This window comes from Flavobacterium gelidilacus DSM 15343 (assembly GCF_000422685.1).
Taxonomy (GTDB): Bacteria; Bacteroidota; Bacteroidia; order Flavobacteriales; family Flavobacteriaceae; genus Flavobacterium; species Flavobacterium gelidilacus.
This window is the reverse complement of record NZ_KE383904.1, coordinates 181,650-204,711: the sequence shown is the minus strand read 5'-3', so window position 1 is coordinate 204,711 and position 23,062 is coordinate 181,650. Positions and strand designations below refer to the sequence as shown.

The window sequence follows — 23,062 nt, the reverse complement described above, 5'->3', positions numbered from 1 at the left end:
GGGTTTTTAATTTATTTTAAATGCAGCTCTTGAAAGTCTGTCGTTTATAGATTTTCCTAAATCTATTTCGGGTAAATATTGGGTTACTATTAAATCGAAATTTTTTGAATCTATTTCGATTAAGGTTTTATATAAATTGGTTGCAGCTTCATCATAATTTCCCTCTGCAGACAAAAGATAATTTTGAGTAATTTTTGAATGACTTAAAGACTTATCAAATCCTAAAAAAGCAATATTTGTTGTATTGTTTTCTGTTAAAAATGTTTCTAAATCATTAGTAATATACAAAGGTGTTTTTGGAGCATAATGCTTAGAAAACATACCTGGTGCGTCTGGACTTTGAGTAGCGTTATTTCTTATTTCAACTTTTCCTATCACTCTCTCTATATGTTCAATGGATAAAGCTCCTAACCTATAAATAATTGGTTCTCCTTTTTCAAATCCTACAATTGTAGACTCTAATCCTTTTGCACACGAACCACCATCTAAAATAAAAGGCAATTTATCTCCAAAATAATCCAAAACATGTTGAGCAGTAGTTGAACTCACACTATTCGAAGGATTTGCACTTGGAGCTGCTAAAGGAAAAAGCAAACTTTCCAATAATTTTAAAGTGGCTGGATGAGCAGGAACTCTTATTGCAACTGTATCTTTATTAGAGGTTATATAATCTGGAATATGAGCTGCTTTTTTTAACACTAATGTCAATGGTCCTGGCCAAAAATACTTTGCTAATAAACTTGCTTTAACTGGAATATTTTCGACATATTTATACAATTCACGCGTTGATTTTATATGAACAATTAAAGGATTATTGGAAGGCCTATTTTTAATTTTATAGATAGAATTTACAGCTGCTTCATTATAAATATTTGCAGCCAATCCATACACTGTTTCGGTCGGAATTGCCACTACTTTATTTTGACTTAACCAAAAAGCAGCTTCATTAATATCGTTACTTATTTTCATAACTTAAGGATTACAATAATCACAATACATTGGATCTTCTATTTTTTTATCAAGAGGGAAATACTTTTCTTCTTTATAATCACATTTTGCACAACCAAAAGTGTAACTTAAAGTTGATTTTGTTTTCAAACCACAAAAACCACAAGGTAAACCAGCATTTATTTGTTTTACTTCAAAACCAGGAAATTGACAGGAAGGGCATAATGTGGTAATTTTTTTAACTAGTTTTTCTGTTGCTCGTTTAATAACTTGCATTCGTGTTGGATTTCTATGTGCTCGCATATCTGTTTCTGCAAATACAAATTCATGACTTTTATTTAATTTTTTGAAGGCAATAATCAATTCAGAAAGTGAAAGAAAATCTTTTATAATTATTTCTGGGTTATTTTCTGAAGATTTAAGAATGATTCCATGTGAAGGGAATTTTACTTTTGAGGCAAAATCCTCGATTGCTTTTGTATTGTTCACGAGGATGCCTTCAAAATTAGTTTCAACTGAAATATGTCTTGCAATTATTTCGATGTCATTTTTTATGTCTTTAAACATCAGCAATTCATCATCAGCTTGAGCAAAAAAAAGTGTTGGATGTGCTCCAAATGAACCTTCACTAGCTATTACTAGATCAAAAGATGTGTTTTTAAGAGCTAACAAGCATTTTTGTCTTAAAGTTTCAATTACATCTAATTTTCGTTCTATTTCTCCAGAAAAAGTACCTAATAAATCTGTATCAAATTCACTAGCTACAAAACATTCTACTTGTAGATGTTTTTCAAAAAAAGGAACGATTACTACTTCCTTTTTGTGTTTAGTTGCAATTAGTAGTTTTCTACCTTGAAACATTAAAACTTATCTATGAACTCTAAAACAATTGTACCATCAATCTTAATGAATTTGTTTTCTTTTTGAGCCAGGTTAATTTGATTTTCTATTTGATTTTTAGAAGATTCTAACTGATGAATTCTTTCTTCAGAATAATTTACATCACCCGCATTTCGCTCAGCCAAACTAAACTTTTCCAATTGATGATACTTAATTTTACTGTTAACCAACTTAAACAACACTTCTTTAGCATCTTCTGGCGAAAAAACACCTTTTACTAATTTAAATTCTTTCTGATTTTCCATTTTAATTGTTTTTAGTTATTTTCTGATTATTAATTAAAATTGACATGGAATACAACCCGTAAAAAAGAGTTGACCCAACCATTAAACTATCTGATATTAAAGTTGATTGTGGCTTAATAAAAGCCATATATAACAAACTCAGATAAATAACTGTTGCAAAAATTAATTTAGTTTTCTTAAGGGTATTGTTTTTCATCAGGCAAAACTCCATAAACTTATTCATATATTTTTATTTATATTTTTAATGAGTTTCATAAACATTATTTATATAAAAACTAAACAACAACATAAATCATTGTTGTTTAGCTGATAATGTCAATTTTAAAATTCTCTTTTATTGTCCTTGACCTAAAGAATATCCAGATTTTCCATCAAATTCATATAAATTTTCAGTTTTAATGACATCTATTTTAGCTTCCAGAGCTCTAGTTAATAACGTAATTATCTGATTTTTATACATTATTTTTCCGTTTGTAGGCTTAAATCTACATCTCCAATGATCTGTACAATAAGTTTCGTTGAATCCTTCAGGCCAAACCTTAATCCCTCTATTAGTAATCATCGTCAATTCTTTATTTTCTGTATTTATACTTTGGAGAATTTCAGCTATTTCATCTGGATTCGTCCCATTCCAATGTACAAATAAGTCTACACCAACTAATTCTTTGTTTTTTGGTGTTTTCTTCTCATATTTTGGTAAGGTTAAAACGGCATCTTTTGAGAAATTAACTACTTTTAATATAGAGGGTTTTTGCCCTAAATTTTCTATTACTGCTTCCGCAAATTCTTTGGTCCCAACTTTTACTTTACTAATATTTTCTTTATAAATATCATAAGTATGAATTCCGTCTTCAATCGTTTTTAACCAAGCATTTTGAACTTTTTCTGCAACTTCTGTTTGTCCAATATGATTTAGCATCATGACAGCTCCTTCCAATAAACCTGAAGGATTAGCCATGTTTTGACCAGCTCTTCTGGGAGCAGATCCATGAATAGCTTCAAACATAGCGCATTCTTCGCCTATGTTAGCTGATCCAGCTAAACCAACCGAACCTGCAATTTGAGCTGCAATATCAGAAATCACATCACCATAAAGATTTAAAGTAACAATTACATCAAAAATTTCTGGCGTATCTGCCATTTTTGCAGCACCTATGTCGATAATCCAATGTTCGTTTTCAATTTCTGGATATTCTAAAGCAATTTCGTCAAAAACCTCGTGAAACAATCCGTCAGTTTGCTTCATGATATTGTCTTTTGTGAAACAAGTTACTTTTTTTCTTCCGTAAACTTTTGCATATTCAAATGCGTATCGAATGATCTTTTCGCAACCAGGTCTGCTTATTAATTTTAAACATTGAACTACTTCATCAGTTTGTTGGTGTTCAATACCTGCATATAAATCTTCTTCATTTTCTCTAACAATTACTATATCCATATTAGGATGTTTGGTCTCTACAAAAGGATGTAAGCTCATACAAGGCCTAACATTAGAATATAAACCTAAAAATTTTCTTGTCGTTACATTTAAACTTTTATATCCACCACCTTGAGGCGTTGTGATTGGTGCTTTTAAGAAAATTTTGTTTCTTCTAATTATATCCCAAGATTCATTGGCTATTCCTGAAGTATTACCCGATAAATATACTTTTTCTCCAACTTCAATTTCATCAATTTCAATTTTTGCACCTGCTGCTTTGATAATTTTCAATGTTGCATCCATAATTTCTGGACCAATTCCATCTCCTTTTGCTACTGTAATTCGTGTCATAATTATTTGTATTTATTGATTAGTAATTATTTAATAAAATTATTTTTGGATTCTTTTAAAAAATTCATATTTATAATTTATATTTATGCATTATTATTTTATCATAAATTCTTTTGCAAATATTATATTTTATTGTCATTAGTTTTTATTTATATATTATATACTTTACATAAACATATTTTATGAATTACACATTACACCAATTGCAAGTGTTTTTAAAAATTGTAGAAACTAAGAGCGTTACTAAAGCTGCTGAAGAATTACATTTAACTCAACCTGCAGTTTCCATTCAATTGAGAAATTTTCAAGACCAATTTGAAATTCCTTTAACCGAAATTATTGGTAGACAATTATATGTAACCGAATTTGGAGATGAAATTGCAGAAATTGCCAGAAGAATAAATAATGAAGTACAAGAAATTCAATTCAAAACTTTAGCTTTCAAAGGACACTTGACAGGAACTTTAAAAATTTCTGTAGTTTCTACAGCTAAATATATTATACCCTATTTTCTATCAGATTTTTTAAAAAAACATCAAGGCATAGACCTTCAACTAGATGTGACCAATAAATCAAAGGTTATTAGAAGTTTAGAAAAAAATGAAGTTGATTTTGCTTTAGTTTCAATTTTACCCGAAAACTTGAGAGTATTCAATGAAGAATTGATGCAAAACAAACTTTTCTTAGTCGCTAACCGCGATTTTGAAATGCCAAAAAATATAATTTTGCCTAAAAAAATTACTGAATTTCCTATTATATATAGAGAAAATGGATCAGGAACTCGTTTTAAGATGGAACGCTTTTTTGAAACTAACCATTTAAAAATTAAAAACAAACTAGAATTGACGTCTAACGAAGCTGTAAAACAAGCTGTAATTGCTGGTTTAGGTCTTTCTATTATGCCGTTGATTGGAATAAAAAATGAATTGCAAAAAGGAGATTTAAAAATTATCCCTGTAAAAGGATTGCCTACTAAAACAGATTGGAACCTAATTTGGCAATCACAAAAATCACTTTCTCCTATTGCAAAAGCTTATCTTAATTTCATAAGAGAACATAAAAAAGAGATTATAGAAAACAATTTTAATTGGTATGAAGATTATCAATAAATAAAGAATTGTACATTTGCAAAAAGTTTTAAAATGAACATTAAACTAATCGCAATTGGCAAAACTGACAACAAAAATCTTCAAACATTGATTGAAGAATATACCAAGCGTTTGTCTTTTTATGTAAAGTTTGATTTAGAAATTATTCCTGATATAAAAAACGTCAAAAACCTTTCGGAAGCACAACAAAAAGAAAAAGAAGGTGAGTTAATTCTATCTAAAATTACACCAACCGACAATCTTATACTATTAGATGAAAATGGCAAAACGTTTTCAAGTTTAGGATTTTCGGAGTTTTTACAAAAGAAAATGAATGCTGGAATTAAAACATTAGTATTTGTAATTGGTGGTCCTTATGGTTTTAGTGAAACCGTTTATCAAAAAGCCAACGGAAAAGTTTCTTTATCGGAAATGACTTTCTCCCATCAAATGGTAAGGTTGTTTGTAATTGAACAGCTTTATCGTGGTTTTACGATTTTAAAAAATGAACCTTATCATCATCAATAATGAATTTAGAATTCAGAAGTTAGAAAAGGCTTCTGAATTCTAAATTTTAAAGCTTACAACCACATTCGGGTAATTTTTTGGTATCGTAAATGAATTCTATTGGAGAAAATGCAATACTATCTGAGAGGACTTCATTAAGCATAACTTTATTTTGTATGTATTGCTCATAAGTTAAACTGACTTCAAAATTTAAATGCAATAAGGCTGTTTTACCTTGACTTACAAAAGGGGTATAATCTTTTATAAAGGATACAAATTCTTCTCTTCCAACATCATTTCCATCAACTGTAATTTTATTATCTTTATTAAAATTGATGCTGAAATTTTGAAAACCTATATATACTTTACTGTTATCAATAATATAAAATTTTGAAAATTCTTTGTCATATTTATAAACAACATTCGTAAAAGGCAAAAAGGCCAAATTTTTTCCAATAGAATCGGCATAAGAGTAAACATTAATTGCTCCTTCTTTTGTATGAGATGAGTTTTTCTTTTTTTCTTGCAATTTCATCACTTCTGGAATAACAAATTTTAATGGCAAACGTTTGTCAATATTATAAATCCAATTGGTTGTGCTAATTGTATTTTGGCGATTAAGTTCAACTGTTGTATCTTTTTCTGTAACTTTAAAAAACATATAAACAGGAGAATGATCCTGAATATCTTTTAAAATTGTTTTATTGGATTTTGGCAATTGAACGTCTTGCTTTTTACAAGAAATGAACAAAAATATAGTTGTTATAAAAAGTATTTTTTTCATGTTTTCCTTTGTTATTCTGAACTTGATTCAGAATCTAATTTAATTTATTGATTAATTTAACACATTCTACAGCTTCTTTTACATCATGAACACGTAGAATTTTTGCTCCTTTTTGTAAAGCAATTGTATTTAAAACGGTTGTTCCGTTTAAAGCTTCTTCTGCTGTACTTTCCAACGTTTTATAAATCATAGATTTTCTTGAAATTCCAGCTAGCAAAGGTAACTCTAACATTGAAAATAATTCTAATTTTTGAAGTGCTTCATAATTCTGATCCAAGGTTTTTGCAAAACCAAATCCTGGATCAATGATGATGTCATTCATCCCAAAACTCCTGGCTGTTTTAATTCTTTCGGAAAAATAATAGATCATTTCTTTTACAATATCTTCATAATTCGTCAGACTTTGCATCGTTTGAGGATTTCCTCTCATGTGCATCATTATATAAGGAACTTGCAATTTCGAAACAGTTTCAATCATTTTATCATCTAACATTCCTGCTGAAATATCGTTTACCATTGCAACGCCATTTTCAATAGCAATTTTTGCAACTTGACTTCTAAAAGTATCGACGGAAAGTAAAATGTCAGGAAACTTTTCAACTAATAATTCAACAATTGGAATCAATCGACTAATTTCTTCTTCTTCAGAAACAAAATCAGCATTAGGCTTACTTGAATAAGCACCAACATCGATAAAAGTCGCACCATCTTGCAACATTTTTTCAACTTGATGTATAACTTCAACTGTATTTTTATATTTTCCACCATCATAAAATGAATTTGGTGTCAAATTTAAAATTCCCATTACTTTGGGTTGCGATAAATCAATCAAGTTTCCTTTGCAGTTAATAGTTTGTTTCAAAGTTTTCATTATTTGTTTAGTTTCTTTTAGTTTCAGGTTTGTCTGAAAATCTATTATCCGAAAATCCGAAAATCTAAAAAAAAACTCTATTTTTGAAAATTATATACAAAGATACAATTCTAATGAAGAATACATCAAAACAATATGATTCAATTATTGCAATTTGCAGGGAATTATATTCAAAGAAAATGAAAGATTACGGTAGTGCTTGGAGAATTTTGCGTTTGCCATCGCTAACCGATCAAATTTTTATAAAAGCCCAAAGAATTAGAAGTTTACAAGAAAATGAAGTCCGAAAAGTAGACGAAGATGAAACCTCTGAATTTATCGGAATCATCAATTATTGCATCATGGCTTTAATTCAAATAGATAAAGGAATTGCCGATCAACCTGACTTAGGTTTTGAAGAAGGCGTAAAATTATATGATGAAAAAGTGACGCTAACCAAAGAATTAATGGAAAATAAAAACCACGATTATGGGGAAGCTTGGAGAGAAATGCGTGTGAGTAGTTTAACGGATTTAATTCTTCAAAAATTACTTCGCGTAAAGCAGATTGAAGATAACAAAGGTAAAACTCTAGTTTCTGAAGGAATTGATGCTAACTATCAAGATATGATTAACTATTCGATTTTTGCCTTGATATTAATGGGAAAAGATTAGCAATAACAACAGAATAACATACTATTAACAAAATTTAATTTTAGAAATTGTAGTTTTACTAACTATAAGAATTAAGATTTTAGTATTAAGAATTAAGCCTTTTAAAAATGAATAAATATGCCCTTTCTTGGATTATCAGAATAATAATTGCTGGTCTTTTTATACTCTCAGCAGTTGCAAAAATATATCCATCACCTTATTTTGCCATTTCAACTTTTGAAGTAAAACAACTTTATCCTTTGGGATTTTCTGAAAACATAGCTCCTTTCTTTTCTAGATTTTTAATCGGAATTGAATTAGCTTTAGGATTATTATTCTTATTACCAGTCAAAATCAGAAAAGTAATTACACCTGTTTCAATCTTAATGTTAGCTGTTTTTACAATTCATTTAGCCTACGAAACGTTTAAAACTGGTGGAAATTCAGGAAGTTGTGGTTGTTTTGGTGAATTAATTCCCATGACGCCCATTGAAGCAATGATTAAAAACATTATTGCAATTGGATTATTGATTTGGTTACTAATGTTGAAAATTACTGATACAGCAAAAAGTCGTTTGTGGTTTACATCAACAATAACTTTAGCTTCAATTTTAGGATTATTTATGTTGGCTCCAATTCGACCAATTGAAACAATTCTTGAAAACCCAACAACAGAAGAAATTAACGCTATTGTTCCAATTGAAATAGATTCTACTTTTATAAATGCTGAACCTGTTATTTCTGAAATAAATAAAGATACTGTCAAAAAAACAGAAGAAATTAAAGAAGTTGTAGATGAACCAAAAGCAACAAAATCGGGTTATGCCAAATTTTATGCTGATATAGATAAAGAGAAAAAAATACTTTGCTTTTTTGCACCAGGTTGTGACCATTGTCAAGATGCTGCCAAAGAATTAACAGCTATGCGAAAAAAAGATAAAAATTTTCCTGAAGTGAAAATCATTTTCATGAATGAAGAAGCTTTTAAAATTCCTGAATTCTTTAAAATCGCACAAGCTACTTATCCTTATAAAGTGATTGAAATTATTCCGTTTTGGAATGAATTAGGTGACAATAGAAATACTCCAGGAGTTTTATACTTATGGAATGGAAATAAGATTAAAATGTATGACGGAATTGATGCAAATCACTTTGATGGAAAAGCATTAGCAATAATGGTAAAACAACCTTATTCAAAAATTAAATAAAACACAATGAAAAAAATATTCTCAATACTAGCAATTGCTCTAAGTACTTTCTCTTGTTCACAAGCCCAACAAACTGAATTTAAGGCTGAAGCTTTGTCTAACACAATGAAAACTGTAGAAAACACAGATATCACATTTCAAGAAATTCTTAAAAAATATGAAGGAAAAACAATCGTTATTGATGTTTGGGCTTCTTGGTGTCCAGATTGTATCAAAGGAATGCCTAAAGTAAAAACTTTACAAGAAAATTATCCTGACGTAACTTATTTATTCCTTTCAGTAGATAAAAAACATGATGCATGGATCAAAGGAATTGAAAAATATGACGTTCAAGGTGAACATTATTTAATTGCTGACGGAATGAAAGGTGTTTTTGGAAAATCAATCAATTTAGATTGGATTCCAAGATATATGATTGTAGATAAAACAGGTAAAATTGCTTTATTTAAAGTAATTGAAGCTGATGATAATAAGTTAATTGAAACTTTAGAAAAATTGAAATAAGATAATAGATATTCAGATTTTGGATCTTCAGAAAAGATAAATTTGAAAATCTGTGGCTAAAACAAATATAAAATGAGAAAACACATCGTTGCAGGAAATTGGAAAATGCACAAAAACAATCAAGAAACAGTTACACTTCTTGAAGAAATTATAGCTAAAAAAGCTAAAAATGAAACTGAAATAGTTGTTGCTCCTACTTTTGTTAACCTTTTAACAGCTGTTGAAAAAACAAATGGAAAAGGAATAACAGTAGCTGCTCAAAATATGCATCAAGCAGAAGGTGGTGCTTTTACAGGTGAAATTTCGGCTGATATGTTAACATCAATTGGTGTAAACACAGTAATTTTAGGTCACAGTGAAAGACGTGCTTATTTTCATGAAACTGATGCTTTATTAGCGCTTAAAGTTGATACGGCATTAAAACATGAAATGAGAATCATTTTTTGCTTTGGTGAAGAACTGAAAGACAGACAAATAGACAATCATTTTAATGTGGTTGAATATCAATTGCGTGATGCTTTATTTCATTTAGAAAAAAGCGATTGGTCTAAAATAGTTTTAGCCTACGAACCTGTTTGGGCAATTGGAACTGGTGAAACTGCATCTCCAGCACAAGCTCAGGAAATGCATAAATTCATCCGTACTTTAATCGAAAAAGTATATGGATACGAAGTAGCTGAAAATGTTTCCATTCTTTATGGCGGAAGTGTAAAACCTGATAATGCAAAAGAGATTTTCTCAAATCCAGATGTTGATGGTGGTTTAATTGGAGGAGCAGCTTTAAAAGCAGATGATTTTTTGGCTATTGTAAACGCTTTTTAATAGAAATTTTATAACATTTAAAAGGATTTACTTTAACTAGTAAATCCTTTTTTTATTTTAAGTTATCTATAAAAAGAAAAACTATCTTTGCAGGCTTTTTAATATTTAGAATATGTCGAATAACAATATCATAAAAGGAGTTTTTTTAGTAGGATTAGGTGCAACGAGCTACGGAATGTTAGCTACGTTTGTTAAATTAGCTTACAAAGAAGATTTCACAACTGCAGAAGTTACTTCAGCACAATTTATATATGGAATTATTGGAATTTTAATTATCAATTTATTTCAAAAACAACAAGCTAAAACGGTTGTAATTAAAGCTACAAAAAAGAATATTTTTCAGTTAATGTTAGCTGGAACTTCATTAGGAATGACAAGTGTTTTCTATTATTTATGTGTAAAATATATTGACGTTTCTATTGCTATTGTTTTGTTAATGCAAACCGTTTGGATTGGCGTTTTATTAGAATGGTTTTTAGATAAAAAAGCTCCTTCAACTCAAAAAATCATAGCAGTTGTAATTGTACTTATTGGAACATTATTAGCTACAAACCTATTAAACTCAACTGTTGAAATTGATTGGAGAGGTTTAATTTTTGGAATGTTAGCGGCTTGTTCTTTTACAACAACAATGTTTACGGCTAATAAAGTGGCTTTAAGAATTTCATCAGCTCAAAGAAGTTTATACATGCTTCTTGGTGGAGCAGTTACTGTGGCTGGTTTTGCTTTATTTACGCAAACGACACCTTTTAACACGGAAATTTTCATGAAATGGGGAATTGTTTTGGCTCTTTTTGGAACCATAATTCCACCAATGTTAATGAATTCTGGATTTCCCCATATAGGTTTAGGTTTAGGAAGTATTGTTTCTTCGTTAGAATTACCAGTTTCTGTTATGATGGCTTATTTTATATTAAATGAAACAGTTGTTGTTTCACAATGGCTTGGAGTTCTTTTAATTATTTTTGCTATCGTGATTATGAATATTAACTTTTCTAAAATTCGTAAATAATCATTTGATTTCCTTAAATTCGTAAAAAAACCATGAATTTACCTTGGCATCAATATCTAATGGCTGGTATTTATATCATTGCTGGTATAAACCATTTTAGAGTTCCCAAATTATATCTTAAGATTATTCCTCCTTACCTTCCTAATGCTTCATTAATCAATAAAGCAAGTGGTATTTTAGAAATTGTATTTGGAATAATACTTCTCTTTAAATCATTAGCTCCAATTGCTTCAGTGGGAATAATAATTTTATTAATTGGCTTTTTTGCTACTCATTTTTATATGTTGCAAAATGAAAAAGCCAGTTTACGAATGCCTAAATGGGTTTTAATTTTAAGACTTCCATTACAGTTTTTATTAATTTATTGGGCAATTCAATATCTTTAAACTATGTTAAACCTATTTCCAGAAGAAAAAATTATTTTAGAATTGCCCGATGCAATTTTTGAGTATTACCCCAACTTTTTAACCAAAGAAAAGGCAGATGAGTTTTTTAAATTATTAAACGAAAAAACACCTTGGCAACAAGACACAATCACTGTTTATGGAAAAAACCATTTGCAACCACGATTAACTGCTTTATATGGAAATGAAGGAAAACCCTATAAATACTCTAATATTATTATGAATCCTCATCCATGGAATGCAACGCTAATACATTTAAAAGAGTTAGTTGAAGAAAAAGCAAAACATAAATTTACTACTGTTCTACTCAATTTATATAGAAACGAAAGAGATAGTAACGGTTGGCATGCCGATAATGAAAAAGAATTAGGTAGAAATCCTATTATTGCTTCGATTAGTTTAGGAGAAGAACGTACTTTTCAACTGAAACACAATACTATAAAAGAAGCAAAGCAACATGTAATTTTAAAACATGGTAGTTTGATTTTGATGAAAGAAGGTAGTCAAATTCATTACAAACATCAAATCCCAAAAACAACAAGTAGTAAAAATCCAAGAATAAATTTAACTTTTAGGACTATTTTATAAATATTTTTTAAAAAATTAATAAATTGACGTTTATATTTTATTAAATTGTTAAAAATTAAATGAATATTGAAAAACTGCTCTTTTTTTGTTAATATTGTAAATAATAACCTTAAAAAATGTGAAGTAATTTTCATAAAATGAAAAAAAGAAAAATTTCAGAATTAGACAATGAAACTTTAGAGCGAATTGTCAATATGGCTCAAGAAGAGAAAAAACCTTACGAAGTCATAAAAGAAGAATTTGGTATTGTAGAAAATGATGTCAATGACTTTATGCGAAAAAAACTCAATAAAGAAAATTTTGAGTTATGGAAAAAGAAAGCTATTGCAAGTAAACCTAAACCTAAACCTTTAAAGTTCAACACTATTGAAGATGACGATTTAGATGCAAAATACTACATAAAAAATAAATTTGATTAAAACTTAACGCTTGTTCATCAAGCGTTTTTTTTACACTTTTTTAAACAAAATTAAAAAATACTTTAACTTTGTTTATTTTTTATTAAATAATATTTATCTTTGTATGAATATATTTGATATGAAACCTAAATTCCCTAAAAATTGTCCAAGTTGTGAAAGCACTCTTATTGTAACACAATTGAGTTGTCAAAACTGTGAAACGAAAGTTTCTGGCAATTATCCTCTTCCTATATTATCACAACTTTCAGAAGAAGAGCAAAATTTTATTCTTCAATTTTTTCTAACCAGCGGAAGTTTAAAAGAAATGGCAACCCAAATGGGAAATAGCTACCCTACTGTGCGTAATAAATTGGATGATATGATTGAGAAGATTAAAAAATTGAATGATTGAAAATTTAAAATTATGGAAGAAAAAATCTTATTTGAAGAAAAACAGCAATTTCGTCAATGGTGGTTGTGGTTGTTAATTTTAGGCTTAAATGCATTTATATTTTACAAAATATTTATTGAAAAAAACTACGGAAATGGTTCAAAAAGTTTAGCCATCATTCCGATTGTAATAATGCTTTTAGTATTCTTACTTTTTTATATTATGAGTCTAAAAACTAAAGTTTATCAAGATAAAATTGAAATTAAGTTTTTTCCTTTTGGGATTCATAAATCATATAAATTTCAAAATATTGAAAAAATGGAAGTTCTAAAATACAATCCCATAATGGATTATGGCGGTTGGGGAATTCGTTTGGGAGCTTATAATATTTCTGGCAATAAAGGATTAAAAATCCATTACACTAATAAAAATTCTTTCAAAAATTCTATTTTAATAGGAACTCAAAAACCAGAAGAATTATCAAAAATCATAAAATCAATACAAAATGATTAAAGCACTTTTAAATCCGTTTGAAAAATATTCTGAGAAACAATTGTTAATTTTCGGAATACTATTCTTGCTTTTTGGCTCTTTTTTGGGTTATCAATTTAATGCACTATTTGACAGTATTTTACATATTTCATTTCCAGATAGCATTAGCTTTATCAATCATTTACTTCAAAATATAGCCTTAACGCTGATTTTGACATTTTTTTTGTTTGCCTTGGGAAAGTATTTTAACTCAAAAACTAGATTCATAGACATTTTAAATAGTAGCTTGATTGCAAGAATTCCGTTTTACTTAACAACTCTCGCAAATATTAATGATGCATCTTCAACTATTTCAAACAAACTCTTAGAAAGTCTAAATGATTTAAAAAATATAACTATTTCAACCCAAGACTATTTTGTTTTATTTCTAACTTCGATACTAAGTTTGGTTGGAATAATAGGGCTTTCCATCTTATTGTGGAATGGTTTCAAAACAGCTACAAATGCAAAAACCACCAAACAGATTGTATTATTTATTCTTGTAATTCTTATTGCAAATTTCGCTTCATCTTACACTTATCAACTTTTAAATTTATAAAAATGAAAAAAATCATATGCTTACTACTATTTCCACTAGTTGTTTTCGCTCAAGAAATAAAAACAGAAGAAATTGAAGTCAATTCTCTGATAAAAGGTACACTTTTTTCAATTGAAAATACTATTTCCTCAAAACCAAATTTAGTAATTATAATTGCTGGTTCTGGTCCAACAAACAGAAATGGAAACCAACTTGGAATGCAAAATAATTCCTTAAAATATTTAGCTGAAGCCATTGCAAAAGATGGAAATGTTGCTTTTAGTTTTGACAAAAGAATCATTACCCAAATGAAAGAAGGAAATTTAGACGAAAAATCACTTCGTTTTGATGATTTTATTACTGATGTAAAAGATATTATTACTTATTTCAAAAAACAAAACAAATACAACAAAATCATCATTGCTGGTCACAGTGAAGGCTCTTTAATAGGAATGATTGCAGCCAAAGACAATGCAGATGCTTATATTTCTTTAGCTGGTGCAGGAAGAACTATTGATTTAATTATTACAGAACAAATTGAAAAACAAGCACCTTTTTTGAAAGCTAAAACCGAGGAAAACTTCAAAATTTTAAAAGAAGGAAAAACTTTTAAGTTAGAAAATCAAATGTTAGCTTCTATTTTTAGAGAAAGCGTTCAGCCTTATATGATTTCTTGGATGAAATACAATCCTCAAGTAGAAGTTAAAAAATTAAATATTCCAATTCTCATCATAAATGGCACAAAAGATATTCAAGTTGCAGAAAGCGAAGCAAAATTATTATACGAAGCCAACCCAAAATCACAATTAAAAATTATTGACAAAATGAATCATATTTTTAAAGAAATAAATGAAGATGAAGAAAATATAAAATCTTATTCTAATCCAGATTTACCAATCATGAATGAATTATCTGAAACTATTAATTCATTCATAAAATCACTTTAAATTGTAACATTTTTCAATAAAAAACTACTTATTGGTAATTCAATAAATAAAAAATGAAAAAAATAATTCTAACGCTTGCACTAGCAAGTTTCTTATTTAGTTGTAAAACAGCAACTACAACTGCTTCAAAACAAAATGATGTAGATGTAACTATTGATTTAGTTAACGTAAAAGAAGACAAAGTAATGGTAAGCATTATGGCGCCAACTTTTACAACCGAAACGGCTACATTTAACATTCCTAAAATCGTTCCAGGAACTTATTCTGATGATGATTACGGAAAATATATTGACGATTTAAAAGCTTTTGATGCTAAAGGAAACCCTTTAAGAGTTACTAAATTAGATGTCAATTCTTATACAATTAGTGATGCTACTAAATTATCAAAAGTTTCATATTTAGTAAATGACACTTATGATATTGAAAAAGGTGGTGGATTTGGAAACTCTTCCGATGTGTTTTCTCCTGCAGGAACAAACATTGATGCTGGAAAAAACTTCATGTTAAACTTACACGGATTTGTAGGTTACTTTACAACAAAAGAAGAAGTTGCCTATAAATTAACGGTTAATCATCCAGCTACTTTATTAGGAGTTTCTGCTATGAATGATTTAGATGCTTCTGACGCAAAAGATGTGTTTGTAGCTTCAAAATATGCTTCTTTAGTTGAAATGCCAATCATGTATGCAAAACCAGATTTTACATCATTTATGGTTGATGATATGGAAATTATCATTTCTGTTTATTCTCCAACAGGAAAATATACAGCAAAAGAAATTACACCTTACATGGAAAACATGATGCGTGCTCAAAAGAAATTCTTAGGAAAATTTGACGCCACAAAAAAATACGCAATCTTATTATACCTTTCTAGCATGACTCCAACGGATGCAAAAGGATTTGGAGCTTTAGAACATCCAACTTCTACAACTGTTGTTATGCCAGAAGTTATGGGACTAGAAATGCTTCAAGAACAATTAAAAGATGTAGTTTCTCATGAATTTTTTCATATTGTAACGCCATTAACGGTTCATTCTAACGAAATTCAATATTTTGATTTCAATAAACCTCAAATGTCTGAACATTTATGGATGTATGAAGGTGTGACTGAATATTTCGCCAATTTATTTCAAGTTAACCAAGGTTTAATTGAAGAAGATGCATTTTTTGAAAGAATGTCAGAAAAAATTGCTCAAGCTTCTAGCATGAATGACAAAATGAGTTTTACTAAAATGAGTAAAAACGTTTTAAAAGACCCTTACAAAGATCAATATATAAATGTTTATCAAAAAGGAGCTTTAATTGCTATGTGTTTAGATATTGAAATTAGAGAAAAAAGTAACGGTCAAAAAGGTATTTTGCAATTAATGCAAGATTTATCGAATGAATATGGAACTAAAAAAGCATTTAAAGATGAAGAATTATTTAGTAAAATCACTGAATTAACGTACCCATCAGTTGGCGCTTTCTTAAACAAATATGTAGCTGGCGAAACTCCAATTCCTTACGCAGACTATTTTGCCAAAATGGGAGTAACTGAAGCAAAAGTAGAAGCAACTGGAAATCCATTTTTAGTAGGTGGAAATCAACCAATTATTTCATACAATCCTGAAACTAAAGAATTTTTCTACTTACCAGAAATTGAAATAAATGCTTTCATGAAAGAATTAGGATTGAAAAACAATGATGTAATTTTAGATATTAATGGCGAAAAACAAGATCTAAACAACATAAATCAAACTGTTGGTGCTTCATTTGGATGGAAAGATGGTGATGCAATTACTATGAAAATCAAACGTGATGGAAAAGAAATGGACATCAAAGGAAAAATTGTTATGCCTAAAGAAATCAAAGAAGGTTATATGGCAACTGATGATAGCAAAAAAGCTTTACGCGAAGCTTGGTTAAAAGGTTAATCATTCTATTTTGTCATCCTAAACTTGATTCAGGATATAGACAAACTACTACAATCAAAACAGAATCCTCAATTTACATAGTATTTTGAGGATTTTTTTTTATATTTACCTTTTAAAATTAAAATATTATCATGAATTCACTTGACCTAAAACAAGAACTTCATAATTACATAAACAAAGGAGATGACAAATTTGTAAAAATATTTTATGAAATGGCAAAGGCTTATTTAGACCAAACTTCAAAAGACAAAATGATTGAAGAGTCTGAAGAAGATATTTTGAAAGGTAATCTTTTTACTCAAAATCAAGTTCAAGAAACTATTGAAAGTTGGAAAAAACAATAAGACCTGTAAAATGGACTTCAAGAGCAGTAAATGATTTAGAAAAGAACTTTCGTTTTAACATAAATATTTATGGCTCGGAAAAAGCTATTGAAATTGCTACCAAAATCAGAAAACATACAGAAATCTTAGAAAATTCTGACTTTAAAGGAATTGGATCTATTGATGAAGATTTTTTACATTTAAAATTTGAATATAGAAAAATTATTTATAAACATTGTAAAATTACTTATAGAATAGGAAATGAATACATTTATATAAATAGAATTTTTGACCCACGACAAAATCCAATTAAAAACAAATAGAGAATCCTCAATTTACATAGTATTTTGAGGATTTTTTGTTTATTTTCGTCACTTAAACAATTTACATGAGAAACGCACCTTTTTTTACAGATGATACTATAGTTTTTGGAATTTTGATGCTTTTATTAGGCCTTGTGTTTTATACTTCCTCTAAAGAAGAAGGTTTTTGGAAAAAGTTCTACGGTGTTGTTCCAGCATTATTAATGTGTTATTTATTACCAGCTATATTAAATTCTTTCAACATTATTTCTCCAGAATGGATTACACTAAATGATGCTGGTGAAGAAGTTGAAAAGAGTTCAAACATCTACTTTATCGCAAGTCGCTATTTATTGCCAGCTGCTTTAGTTTTAATGACATTAAGCATTGATTTAAAAGCGTTATTAAATTTAGGACCAAAAGCATTAATCATATTTTTAGCAGGAACTGTAGGAATTATTTTAGGAGGTCCAATTGCAATTCTATTAATATCTATCGTTTCACCTGAAACAGTTGGAGGAGCTGGTCCAGATGCCGTTTGGAGAGGGCTTTCAACCATAGCGGGAAGTTGGATTGGTGGTGGAGCAAATCAGGCAGCTATGTTGGAAATTTTCAAATACAACTCACAAAAATATGGAGCCATGGTCTTGGTTGATATTGTTGTGGCAAATCTTGGAATGGCTTTTCTTTTATACGGAATTGGTAAAAAGGAAATCATCAATAAATGGTTAAAAGCTGATAATTCATCGGTACAAGAATTACAAGACAAAGTTTCTAATTATCAAGAAAGTGTTAAACGAAATCCTTCTTTAAATGATTATATGATCATATTAGCAATTGCTTTTTTTGCCGTCGCCTTATCCCATTATGGAGCAAATATTCTAAGTACACTTTTCAAAAACAATTTTGAAAGTGTAAATGATGTTAAAAGCTTCGCTTCTACTTTTGGAGGTGAATTCTTTTGGATGATAACACTTGCAACAATAATCGGAATTTCATTATCATTTACCCCATTAAAATCTTATGATGGTGCTGGAGCAGGAAAAATCGGAAGTATTTTTATTTACATATTAGTAGCTTCAATCGGAATGAAAATGGATTTAGGTTCAGTAATGGATAATCCAGGATTAATTGCTATTGGAATTGTTTGGATGCTAATTCATTTTATCATCATTTTTGGAGTAGCTAAATTAATTAGAGCTCCTTATTTCTTCATTGCCGTAGGAAGTCAAGCTAATGTTGGTGGAGCAGCTTCTGCACCTGTAGTCGCTTCCGCTTTTCATCCTTCACTAGCCAGTGTTGGCGTGTTATTAGCTATTTTTGGTTATGTAGTAGGAACTTATGGTGCAATATTTTGTGCATATCTTATGGAAGTTGCATCTCCTAAATAAAATTAAAGGATTAAAAGGTTATGAGGTTAAAAGGGTTTGTGAAAATCTAATAGCTGAAAATCCTAAAATCAAAAAAAATAATTACTTTTGAAAAATAAATTAAACATTAAAATGTCAAAAAAAATAATTGCTTTAGCTCTAGTCATCATTAGTCTTGTTTCATGTAATAAAAAAGATAGCGATGGCAAAAACTTACACTTAACCGGAAATATTAAAGGTCTAAGTCAAGGAAAATTATACATTCAACAAGTACAAGATTCGAGCTTAGTTGTTTTAGATAGTATTATGATAAAAGGTGATTCAAAATTTGACACATATTTGAATATTGAAAGTCCAGAAATGTTGTATTTGTTTTTAGATAGAGGACAAACCAATTCAATTGACAACAATTTACCCTTTTTTGCTGAACCTGGTGAAATGAAAATTGAAACCACATTAAATTCATTTTTTGCTGATGCCAAAATAACAGGTTCTAAGAATCAGGTTTTGTATGATGAGTTTAAACAAATGATGGCTAAATTTAATGACAAGAACATGGGTTTAGTTGAAAAAGAACTAGAAAACTATAAAACAAAGAACAAAAATAGTATGGATAGTATTTCTTCTGAAGCTAATAAATTGACCCGAAAGAAATATTTATACATTGCTAATTTCGCAACAGTACATGCAGATAGAGAAATTGCCCCTTTTTTAGCGCTTTCAGAGATAGCTGATATCAATGTAAGGTATTTAGATAGCATTGATTCAAAAATGAATCCAGAGGTAGCTAAATCAAAATATGGCAAGATGTTAAAATCTTATATTGAAGAAAGAAAAAAAGTAGAATAAAAAATAAAATTCAACTTAAAAGATTAAACCATTTATAAATTAAGAATATTTAGCAAAAGCTTTATAAAACTTAATTTATAAATGGTTTTTTTTATCTCTAAATAGTAGTAAAACGAAAAAGAGGAAAGCTTTCACTTTCCTCTTTACATTTGAGCCGGCGGAGGGACTCGAACCCACGACCTGCTGATTACAAATCAGCTGCTCTAGCCAGCTGAGCTACGCTGGCAACTCAAATTTCGAGTGCAAATATATGTTTGTATTTTTAATTTCCAAACAAAAATCGCACTTTTTTTAATGATTTTTTTAATTTAATTCATTCAATTTTGCAACAAACTGATTAGCAGCTGCTTCGTACTCTGAACGAATTTGTTTAAAGTGACCTTTTTTGTCTTCTACTTTCTTAATATTTGTTTTTGACATTAATCCATCAAATGTTTCGTAAATTTCATCTACTAATTTATCTGATTCTTCTGTTGGTTTTCCTCCATTAGTCATTTCCCAAACGTAAACGATGTTTACAATATCTCCTAAAACGTAGTTGATTTCTTTTTTCAAGTTCTTAACGCTTGCCATTTTTTCTTATTTTAAAATTTGATGCAAAATTACACAATATATTTGTCAAACAACAAATTAAATAGAAATTTCTAACAGTGTTGCATTTCCTCTTAGCAAAACTTCATCTAAAATAGCTGGAATCAAAACTGTATCACCCTTTTTATATTTTGAAATAGTAGTGTTATATTCCAATTCAAATTCACCTTGAGTACACATTAAAACCGTAAAAGCTTCTTTAGTTTTTTTCCAAATATAAATTTCTTCTAACGGAATAATATTAGTTTTAAAATACTTGCAATCAACTACTTTGTTGCTTTTATTTATTTTAGAATCATACTGAACATGAGCTTCCGTTGTATTATAATTTAAAGCATCTAAAGCTAATTCTGTATGTAATTCTCTTTGGTTTCCATTAACATCTACTCTATCAAAGTCATAAACCCTATAAGTTACATCACTAGTTTGTTGAATTTCTGCAATTACAATTCCAGCACCAATTGCATGAATAGTTCCAGTTTCTAAAAAGAAAACATCTCCAGCTTTGACCTCAACTTCGTTTAAGATAGTAACCAAATTTTTATTTTCTAAAGCTTTTTTATATTCCTCTGGATTTGAATTTTCTTTGAAACCAACAATTAAACGAGCATTTTCATCAGCTTGCATAACATACCACATTTCTGTTTTTCCAAAAGAATTATGACGCTTTTTGGCTAATTCATCATTTGGATGTAGTTGAATAGATAAATCTTGTTTGGCATCAATAAATTTAAACAACAATGGAAATTCAGTTCCAAATCGCGCTAAAACTTCTGCCCCTAAAAACTCATTAGGATATAATTCAATCAGTTGATTAACATTTTTCCCTTTTAAAAAACCATTATTTACAACACTAATATCATTTGTAACTGTAGATAATTCCCAACTTTCTCCAGTAATATCAGAAGAAATAGGTTTATTTAAATATGTTTTTAATTTTGTTCCACCCCAAATACGTTCTTTAAGAATGGGTTCGAATGTTAATGGATATAGTTTCATATTGTCTTATTTACAATACAAATATCAACAATATATGTGGTTTGAAAAGTGATTTTTCGATAAAAAACGTTTAATTAAAGTCAAATGAGTAAAAAGTATAGATTAATTCAACCTACTTCATTTTTTGAATCATCTCTAAAGCATGCTCAATATGAACATTTGCTTTGATACTGTTGAAAACAGAAACTACTTTTCCTTCTTTATCAATAATATAAGTGACTCTTCCAGGCAATAAGCCAAAAAAGTGAGTTGGAACACCAAAAATATTTCTTATTTTTTTATTTCCGTCAGACAACAATATAAAAGGTAATTTATGCTTTAGAGCAAACTTATCATGTGAATCTTCAGAATCACCACTAACACCAATTACTTCTGCACCTAAATCTTGAAAATCCTGGTATTGATCTCTAAAACTACACGCTTGCGTTGTACAACCTGGTGTATTGTCTTTTGGGTAAAAATAAATCACTAAAGGTTTTCCTTTGTAATTTGACAATTCGAATTTTTCACCTGATTGTGTTTTTGCTTTGAAGTTTGGTACTATATCACCTTTACTAATTGCCATATTAATTTCCTTTATAGGTTACAAAATTTCTTGGTGTTTCATATAAAACGACTTCTAAATCATTTTTTTGTTCAATATATGGTCGTAATTTATTCCAAATTACTACGGCAATATTTTCTGCTGTTGGATTTAAATTTTCGAAATCAGACACATCAACATTTAAATTTTTATGATCAAATGCGTTTTCTATGTGTTCTTTAATTAAATCAGACAGAATCTTTACGTCTACAACAAAACCTGTCTCTTGATCGATTTCACCAGTTACACTTACAATTAACTCATAATTATGACCATGAAAATTAGGGTTGTTGCATTTTCCAAAAACAGCGTTATTCTTTTCCATTGACCAATCTTTTCGAAATAATCGATGGGCTGCATTAAAATGGGCTTTTCTTGAAACAGTTACTCTCATTTGATATAATATTGTTTATTAACGATTTTTTTGACTGGTGAATTTTTATATTTTATGGTTTTCTAAATAATGGTAAAATTTATCGAAAATGATTTTAAACCAAACCGTATAAATTTCAGGATGGATTTCCATATCATTTTTGATCGCTTCAATTTTCATCCATTTCCAACTCTCGACTTCCTCTAAATTTATTTTTGGATCATCATTTGAATACCCAATCATTACATGATCTAATTCGTGTTCAGTTAATCCATTATCAAAAGGAGCTTTGTAGATGAAATGAAAAAGCTCTTTAAGTTCTGTAACAAAGCCCATTTCTTCTTCTAAACGTCTTTTTCCTGCTTGAATATTTGATTCACCTGCTCGTTGATGACTGCAACAAGTATTTGTCCATAAAAGCGGTGAATGGTATTTGTGTGAAGCACGTTGTTGCAACATGACTTCATTTTTATCATTTAATACAAAAACGGAAAAGGCACGATGCAATAGGGCTTGTTCATGAGCAGCCATTTTCTCCATTAAACCTATAGGTTCATCGTTGATATCAACTAAAATTACTTTTTCTTCAATCATGGTTTTTATTTCACTTCAAAAATACGAAAAAAGTACCATTTTAAGGCTCAAAAATAATTTTAGTAAAAGTTTA

The 23,062-nt window shown here is 29.0% G+C and carries 30 protein-coding genes and 1 tRNA gene; 19 read left to right on the top strand and 12 right to left on the bottom strand.

What is annotated here, in order from left to right:
* Positions 1-6: 6 nt before the first annotated feature.
* The 4 genes from G507_RS0113475 to G507_RS0113455 all read right to left on the bottom strand — a co-directional run bounded on the left by G507_RS0113475 (position 7) and on the right by G507_RS0113455 (position 3,864).
* On the bottom strand, positions 7-969 hold the full coding sequence (locus tag G507_RS0113475; protein ID WP_026717981.1) for an L-threonylcarbamoyladenylate synthase: 963 nt from the start codon (positions 967-969) through the stop codon (positions 7-9).
* 3 nt (positions 970-972) lie between these two features.
* Positions 973-1,809 (bottom strand): DUF6671 family protein, encoded by an 837-nt coding sequence (locus G507_RS0113470; RefSeq protein ID WP_026717980.1) that lies wholly within the window; start codon positions 1,807-1,809, stop codon positions 973-975.
* Positions 1,809-2,093, bottom strand: a complete 285-nt coding sequence (locus tag G507_RS0113465) for a hypothetical protein (RefSeq protein ID WP_026717979.1) — start codon at positions 2,091-2,093, stop codon at positions 1,809-1,811. Before G507_RS0113465 ends, G507_RS0113470 begins: the two co-directional genes overlap by 1 nt.
* A gap of 334 nt (positions 2,094-2,427) precedes the next feature.
* On the bottom strand, positions 2,428-3,864 hold the full coding sequence (locus G507_RS0113455; protein WP_026717978.1) for an NADP-dependent isocitrate dehydrogenase: 1,437 nt from the start codon (positions 3,862-3,864) through the stop codon (positions 2,428-2,430).
* Positions 3,865-4,046: 182 nt separating this feature from the next.
* Here G507_RS0113455 and G507_RS0113450 point away from each other — a divergent pair, with 182 nt between their 5' ends.
* On the top strand, positions 4,047-4,973 hold the full coding sequence (locus G507_RS0113450) for a LysR family transcriptional regulator (RefSeq protein WP_026717977.1): 927 nt from the start codon (positions 4,047-4,049) through the stop codon (positions 4,971-4,973).
* 33 nt (positions 4,974-5,006) lie between these two features.
* Entirely contained in the window at positions 5,007-5,480 is a 474-nt protein-coding gene (gene rlmH / locus G507_RS0113445) for a 23S rRNA (pseudouridine(1915)-N(3))-methyltransferase RlmH (protein WP_026717976.1), read from the top strand.
* Positions 5,481-5,526: 46 nt separating this feature from the next.
* Here the strand turns inward: rlmH and G507_RS16985 are convergent, their stop codons facing one another.
* Positions 5,527-6,243 carry a hypothetical protein gene (locus G507_RS16985; RefSeq protein ID WP_051191696.1) on the bottom strand — a complete coding sequence of 239 codons (717 nt, stop codon included), beginning with the start codon at positions 6,241-6,243 and terminating at the stop codon, positions 5,527-5,529.
* A gap of 34 nt (positions 6,244-6,277) precedes the next feature.
* Complete coding sequence (gene folP, locus G507_RS0113435; protein WP_035666284.1) at positions 6,278-7,114, bottom strand: dihydropteroate synthase; 837 nt, start codon at positions 7,112-7,114, stop codon at positions 6,278-6,280.
* 113 nt (positions 7,115-7,227) lie between these two features.
* Between folP and G507_RS0113430 the strand changes: the two genes are divergently transcribed.
* The 17 genes from G507_RS0113430 to G507_RS0113350 all read left to right on the top strand — a co-directional run bounded on the left by G507_RS0113430 (position 7,228) and on the right by G507_RS0113350 (position 19,849).
* On the top strand, positions 7,228-7,767 hold the full coding sequence (locus G507_RS0113430; RefSeq protein ID WP_026717974.1) for a DUF1599 domain-containing protein: 540 nt from the start codon (positions 7,228-7,230) through the stop codon (positions 7,765-7,767).
* 107 nt (positions 7,768-7,874) lie between these two features.
* The gene (locus tag G507_RS0113425) at positions 7,875-8,954 is read left to right on the top strand and encodes a MauE/DoxX family redox-associated membrane protein (protein ID WP_026717973.1); all 1,080 of its coding nucleotides are present in this window, start codon (positions 7,875-7,877) and stop codon (positions 8,952-8,954) included.
* Between the two features lie 6 nt (positions 8,955-8,960).
* A complete protein-coding gene (locus tag G507_RS0113420) occupies positions 8,961-9,458 on the top strand; it encodes a TlpA disulfide reductase family protein (protein ID WP_026717972.1) in 498 nt (165 codons plus the stop codon).
* 72 nt (positions 9,459-9,530) lie between these two features.
* Positions 9,531-10,280 (top strand): triose-phosphate isomerase, encoded by a 750-nt coding sequence (gene tpiA / locus G507_RS0113415; RefSeq protein WP_026717971.1) that lies wholly within the window; start codon positions 9,531-9,533, stop codon positions 10,278-10,280.
* Positions 10,281-10,392: 112 nt separating this feature from the next.
* Complete coding sequence (locus tag G507_RS0113410) at positions 10,393-11,292, top strand: EamA family transporter (RefSeq protein ID WP_026717970.1); 900 nt, start codon at positions 10,393-10,395, stop codon at positions 11,290-11,292.
* 32 nt (positions 11,293-11,324) lie between these two features.
* Positions 11,325-11,678 carry a DoxX family protein gene (locus G507_RS0113405; RefSeq protein WP_026717969.1) on the top strand — a complete coding sequence of 118 codons (354 nt, stop codon included), beginning with the start codon at positions 11,325-11,327 and terminating at the stop codon, positions 11,676-11,678.
* A 3-nt stretch (positions 11,679-11,681) separates the two neighbouring features.
* Positions 11,682-12,284, top strand: coding sequence for an alpha-ketoglutarate-dependent dioxygenase AlkB family protein (locus G507_RS0113400; protein WP_026717968.1), 603 nt, complete (start codon positions 11,682-11,684; stop codon positions 12,282-12,284).
* A 137-nt stretch (positions 12,285-12,421) separates the two neighbouring features.
* On the top strand, positions 12,422-12,703 hold the full coding sequence (locus G507_RS0113395) for a DUF2805 domain-containing protein (protein ID WP_026717967.1): 282 nt from the start codon (positions 12,422-12,424) through the stop codon (positions 12,701-12,703).
* Between the two features lie 118 nt (positions 12,704-12,821).
* Positions 12,822-13,094 carry a DUF2089 family protein gene (locus tag G507_RS0113390; RefSeq protein WP_026717966.1) on the top strand — a complete coding sequence of 91 codons (273 nt, stop codon included), beginning with the start codon at positions 12,822-12,824 and terminating at the stop codon, positions 13,092-13,094.
* A 12-nt stretch (positions 13,095-13,106) separates the two neighbouring features.
* Positions 13,107-13,586, top strand: coding sequence for a hypothetical protein (locus G507_RS0113385; RefSeq protein WP_026717965.1), 480 nt, complete (start codon positions 13,107-13,109; stop codon positions 13,584-13,586).
* Positions 13,579-14,163, top strand: coding sequence for a YIP1 family protein (locus G507_RS0113380; RefSeq protein ID WP_026717964.1), 585 nt, complete (start codon positions 13,579-13,581; stop codon positions 14,161-14,163). Before G507_RS0113385 ends, G507_RS0113380 begins: the two co-directional genes overlap by 8 nt.
* Before the next feature lie 2 nt (positions 14,164-14,165).
* Positions 14,166-15,089 (top strand): alpha/beta hydrolase, encoded by a 924-nt coding sequence (locus G507_RS0113375; protein ID WP_026717963.1) that lies wholly within the window; start codon positions 14,166-14,168, stop codon positions 15,087-15,089.
* Between the two features lie 53 nt (positions 15,090-15,142).
* A complete protein-coding gene (locus G507_RS0113370; RefSeq protein ID WP_026717962.1) occupies positions 15,143-17,005 on the top strand; it encodes a M61 family metallopeptidase in 1,863 nt (620 codons plus the stop codon).
* A gap of 131 nt (positions 17,006-17,136) precedes the next feature.
* On the top strand, positions 17,137-17,349 hold the full coding sequence (locus tag G507_RS0113365; protein WP_026717961.1) for a hypothetical protein: 213 nt from the start codon (positions 17,137-17,139) through the stop codon (positions 17,347-17,349).
* Positions 17,334-17,651, top strand: a complete 318-nt coding sequence (locus G507_RS0113360) for a type II toxin-antitoxin system RelE/ParE family toxin (protein ID WP_026717960.1) — start codon at positions 17,334-17,336, stop codon at positions 17,649-17,651. The genes G507_RS0113365 and G507_RS0113360 overlap by 16 nt, the downstream gene beginning before the upstream one ends.
* Before the next feature lie 65 nt (positions 17,652-17,716).
* The gene (locus tag G507_RS0113355) at positions 17,717-19,021 is read left to right on the top strand and encodes a DUF819 family protein (RefSeq protein WP_026717959.1); all 1,305 of its coding nucleotides are present in this window, start codon (positions 17,717-17,719) and stop codon (positions 19,019-19,021) included.
* A 111-nt stretch (positions 19,022-19,132) separates the two neighbouring features.
* On the top strand, positions 19,133-19,849 hold the full coding sequence (locus tag G507_RS0113350; protein ID WP_026717958.1) for a DUF4369 domain-containing protein: 717 nt from the start codon (positions 19,133-19,135) through the stop codon (positions 19,847-19,849).
* Positions 19,850-20,001: 152 nt separating this feature from the next.
* On the opposite strand, the gene G507_RS0113345 is transcribed toward G507_RS0113350, so the two are convergent.
* From G507_RS0113345 to idi, 6 genes are all read right to left on the bottom strand, one after another.
* A tRNA-Thr gene (locus tag G507_RS0113345) sits at positions 20,002-20,075 on the bottom strand.
* 77 nt (positions 20,076-20,152) lie between these two features.
* On the bottom strand, positions 20,153-20,422 hold the full coding sequence (locus tag G507_RS0113340) for a hypothetical protein (protein WP_026717957.1): 270 nt from the start codon (positions 20,420-20,422) through the stop codon (positions 20,153-20,155).
* A 57-nt stretch (positions 20,423-20,479) separates the two neighbouring features.
* Entirely contained in the window at positions 20,480-21,439 is a 960-nt protein-coding gene (locus G507_RS0113335) for a type I phosphomannose isomerase catalytic subunit (protein ID WP_026717956.1), read from the bottom strand.
* 112 nt (positions 21,440-21,551) lie between these two features.
* Positions 21,552-22,004 carry a peroxiredoxin gene (locus G507_RS0113330; RefSeq protein WP_026717955.1) on the bottom strand — a complete coding sequence of 151 codons (453 nt, stop codon included), beginning with the start codon at positions 22,002-22,004 and terminating at the stop codon, positions 21,552-21,554.
* 1 nt (position 22,005) lies between these two features.
* A complete protein-coding gene (locus G507_RS0113325; protein ID WP_026717954.1) occupies positions 22,006-22,416 on the bottom strand; it encodes a 6-pyruvoyl trahydropterin synthase family protein in 411 nt (136 codons plus the stop codon).
* 45 nt (positions 22,417-22,461) lie between these two features.
* On the bottom strand, positions 22,462-22,989 hold the full coding sequence (gene idi / locus G507_RS0113320) for an isopentenyl-diphosphate Delta-isomerase (RefSeq protein WP_026717953.1): 528 nt from the start codon (positions 22,987-22,989) through the stop codon (positions 22,462-22,464).
* Positions 22,990-23,062: the final 73 nt, after the last annotated feature.

Coding starts and splice junctions, on each gene's coding strand:
- G507_RS0113370 (WP_026717962.1), top strand. CDS start 15,143: ATGAAAAAAATAATTCTAACGCTTGCACTAGCAAGTTTCTTATTTAGT.
- G507_RS0113425 (WP_026717973.1), top strand. CDS start 7,875: ATGAATAAATATGCCCTTTCTTGGATTATCAGAATAATAATTGCTGGT.
- G507_RS0113450 (WP_026717977.1), top strand. CDS start 4,047: ATGAATTACACATTACACCAATTGCAAGTGTTTTTAAAAATTGTAGAA.
- G507_RS0113405 (WP_026717969.1), top strand. CDS start 11,325: ATGAATTTACCTTGGCATCAATATCTAATGGCTGGTATTTATATCATT.
- G507_RS0113410 (WP_026717970.1), top strand. CDS start 10,393: ATGTCGAATAACAATATCATAAAAGGAGTTTTTTTAGTAGGATTAGGT.
- idi (WP_026717953.1), bottom strand. CDS start 22,989: ATGATTGAAGAAAAAGTAATTTTAGTTGATATCAACGATGAACCTATA.
- G507_RS0113470 (WP_026717980.1), bottom strand. CDS start 1,809: ATGTTTCAAGGTAGAAAACTACTAATTGCAACTAAACACAAAAAGGAA.
- G507_RS0113475 (WP_026717981.1), bottom strand. CDS start 969: ATGAAAATAAGTAACGATATTAATGAAGCTGCTTTTTGGTTAAGTCAA.
- tpiA (WP_026717971.1), top strand. CDS start 9,531: ATGAGAAAACACATCGTTGCAGGAAATTGGAAAATGCACAAAAACAAT.
- folP (WP_035666284.1), bottom strand. CDS start 7,114: ATGAAAACTTTGAAACAAACTATTAACTGCAAAGGAAACTTGATTGAT.
- G507_RS0113395 (WP_026717967.1), top strand. CDS start 12,422: ATGAAAAAAAGAAAAATTTCAGAATTAGACAATGAAACTTTAGAGCGA.
- G507_RS16985 (WP_051191696.1), bottom strand. CDS start 6,243: ATGAAAAAAATACTTTTTATAACAACTATATTTTTGTTCATTTCTTGT.
- G507_RS0113430 (WP_026717974.1), top strand. CDS start 7,228: ATGAAGAATACATCAAAACAATATGATTCAATTATTGCAATTTGCAGG.
- G507_RS0113375 (WP_026717963.1), top strand. CDS start 14,166: ATGAAAAAAATCATATGCTTACTACTATTTCCACTAGTTGTTTTCGCT.
- G507_RS0113350 (WP_026717958.1), top strand. CDS start 19,133: ATGTCAAAAAAAATAATTGCTTTAGCTCTAGTCATCATTAGTCTTGTT.
- G507_RS0113385 (WP_026717965.1), top strand. CDS start 13,107: ATGGAAGAAAAAATCTTATTTGAAGAAAAACAGCAATTTCGTCAATGG.
- G507_RS0113390 (WP_026717966.1), top strand. CDS start 12,822: ATGAAACCTAAATTCCCTAAAAATTGTCCAAGTTGTGAAAGCACTCTT.
- G507_RS0113365 (WP_026717961.1), top strand. CDS start 17,137: ATGAATTCACTTGACCTAAAACAAGAACTTCATAATTACATAAACAAA.
- G507_RS0113455 (WP_026717978.1), bottom strand. CDS start 3,864: ATGACACGAATTACAGTAGCAAAAGGAGATGGAATTGGTCCAGAAATT.
- G507_RS0113400 (WP_026717968.1), top strand. CDS start 11,682: ATGTTAAACCTATTTCCAGAAGAAAAAATTATTTTAGAATTGCCCGAT.
- G507_RS0113355 (WP_026717959.1), top strand. CDS start 17,717: ATGAGAAACGCACCTTTTTTTACAGATGATACTATAGTTTTTGGAATT.
- G507_RS0113335 (WP_026717956.1), bottom strand. CDS start 21,439: ATGAAACTATATCCATTAACATTCGAACCCATTCTTAAAGAACGTATT.
- rlmH (WP_026717976.1), top strand. CDS start 5,007: ATGAACATTAAACTAATCGCAATTGGCAAAACTGACAACAAAAATCTT.
- G507_RS0113330 (WP_026717955.1), bottom strand. CDS start 22,004: ATGGCAATTAGTAAAGGTGATATAGTACCAAACTTCAAAGCAAAAACA.
- G507_RS0113465 (WP_026717979.1), bottom strand. CDS start 2,093: ATGGAAAATCAGAAAGAATTTAAATTAGTAAAAGGTGTTTTTTCGCCA.
- G507_RS0113380 (WP_026717964.1), top strand. CDS start 13,579: ATGATTAAAGCACTTTTAAATCCGTTTGAAAAATATTCTGAGAAACAA.
- G507_RS0113420 (WP_026717972.1), top strand. CDS start 8,961: ATGAAAAAAATATTCTCAATACTAGCAATTGCTCTAAGTACTTTCTCT.
- G507_RS0113325 (WP_026717954.1), bottom strand. CDS start 22,416: ATGAGAGTAACTGTTTCAAGAAAAGCCCATTTTAATGCAGCCCATCGA.
- G507_RS0113340 (WP_026717957.1), bottom strand. CDS start 20,422: ATGGCAAGCGTTAAGAACTTGAAAAAAGAAATCAACTACGTTTTAGGA.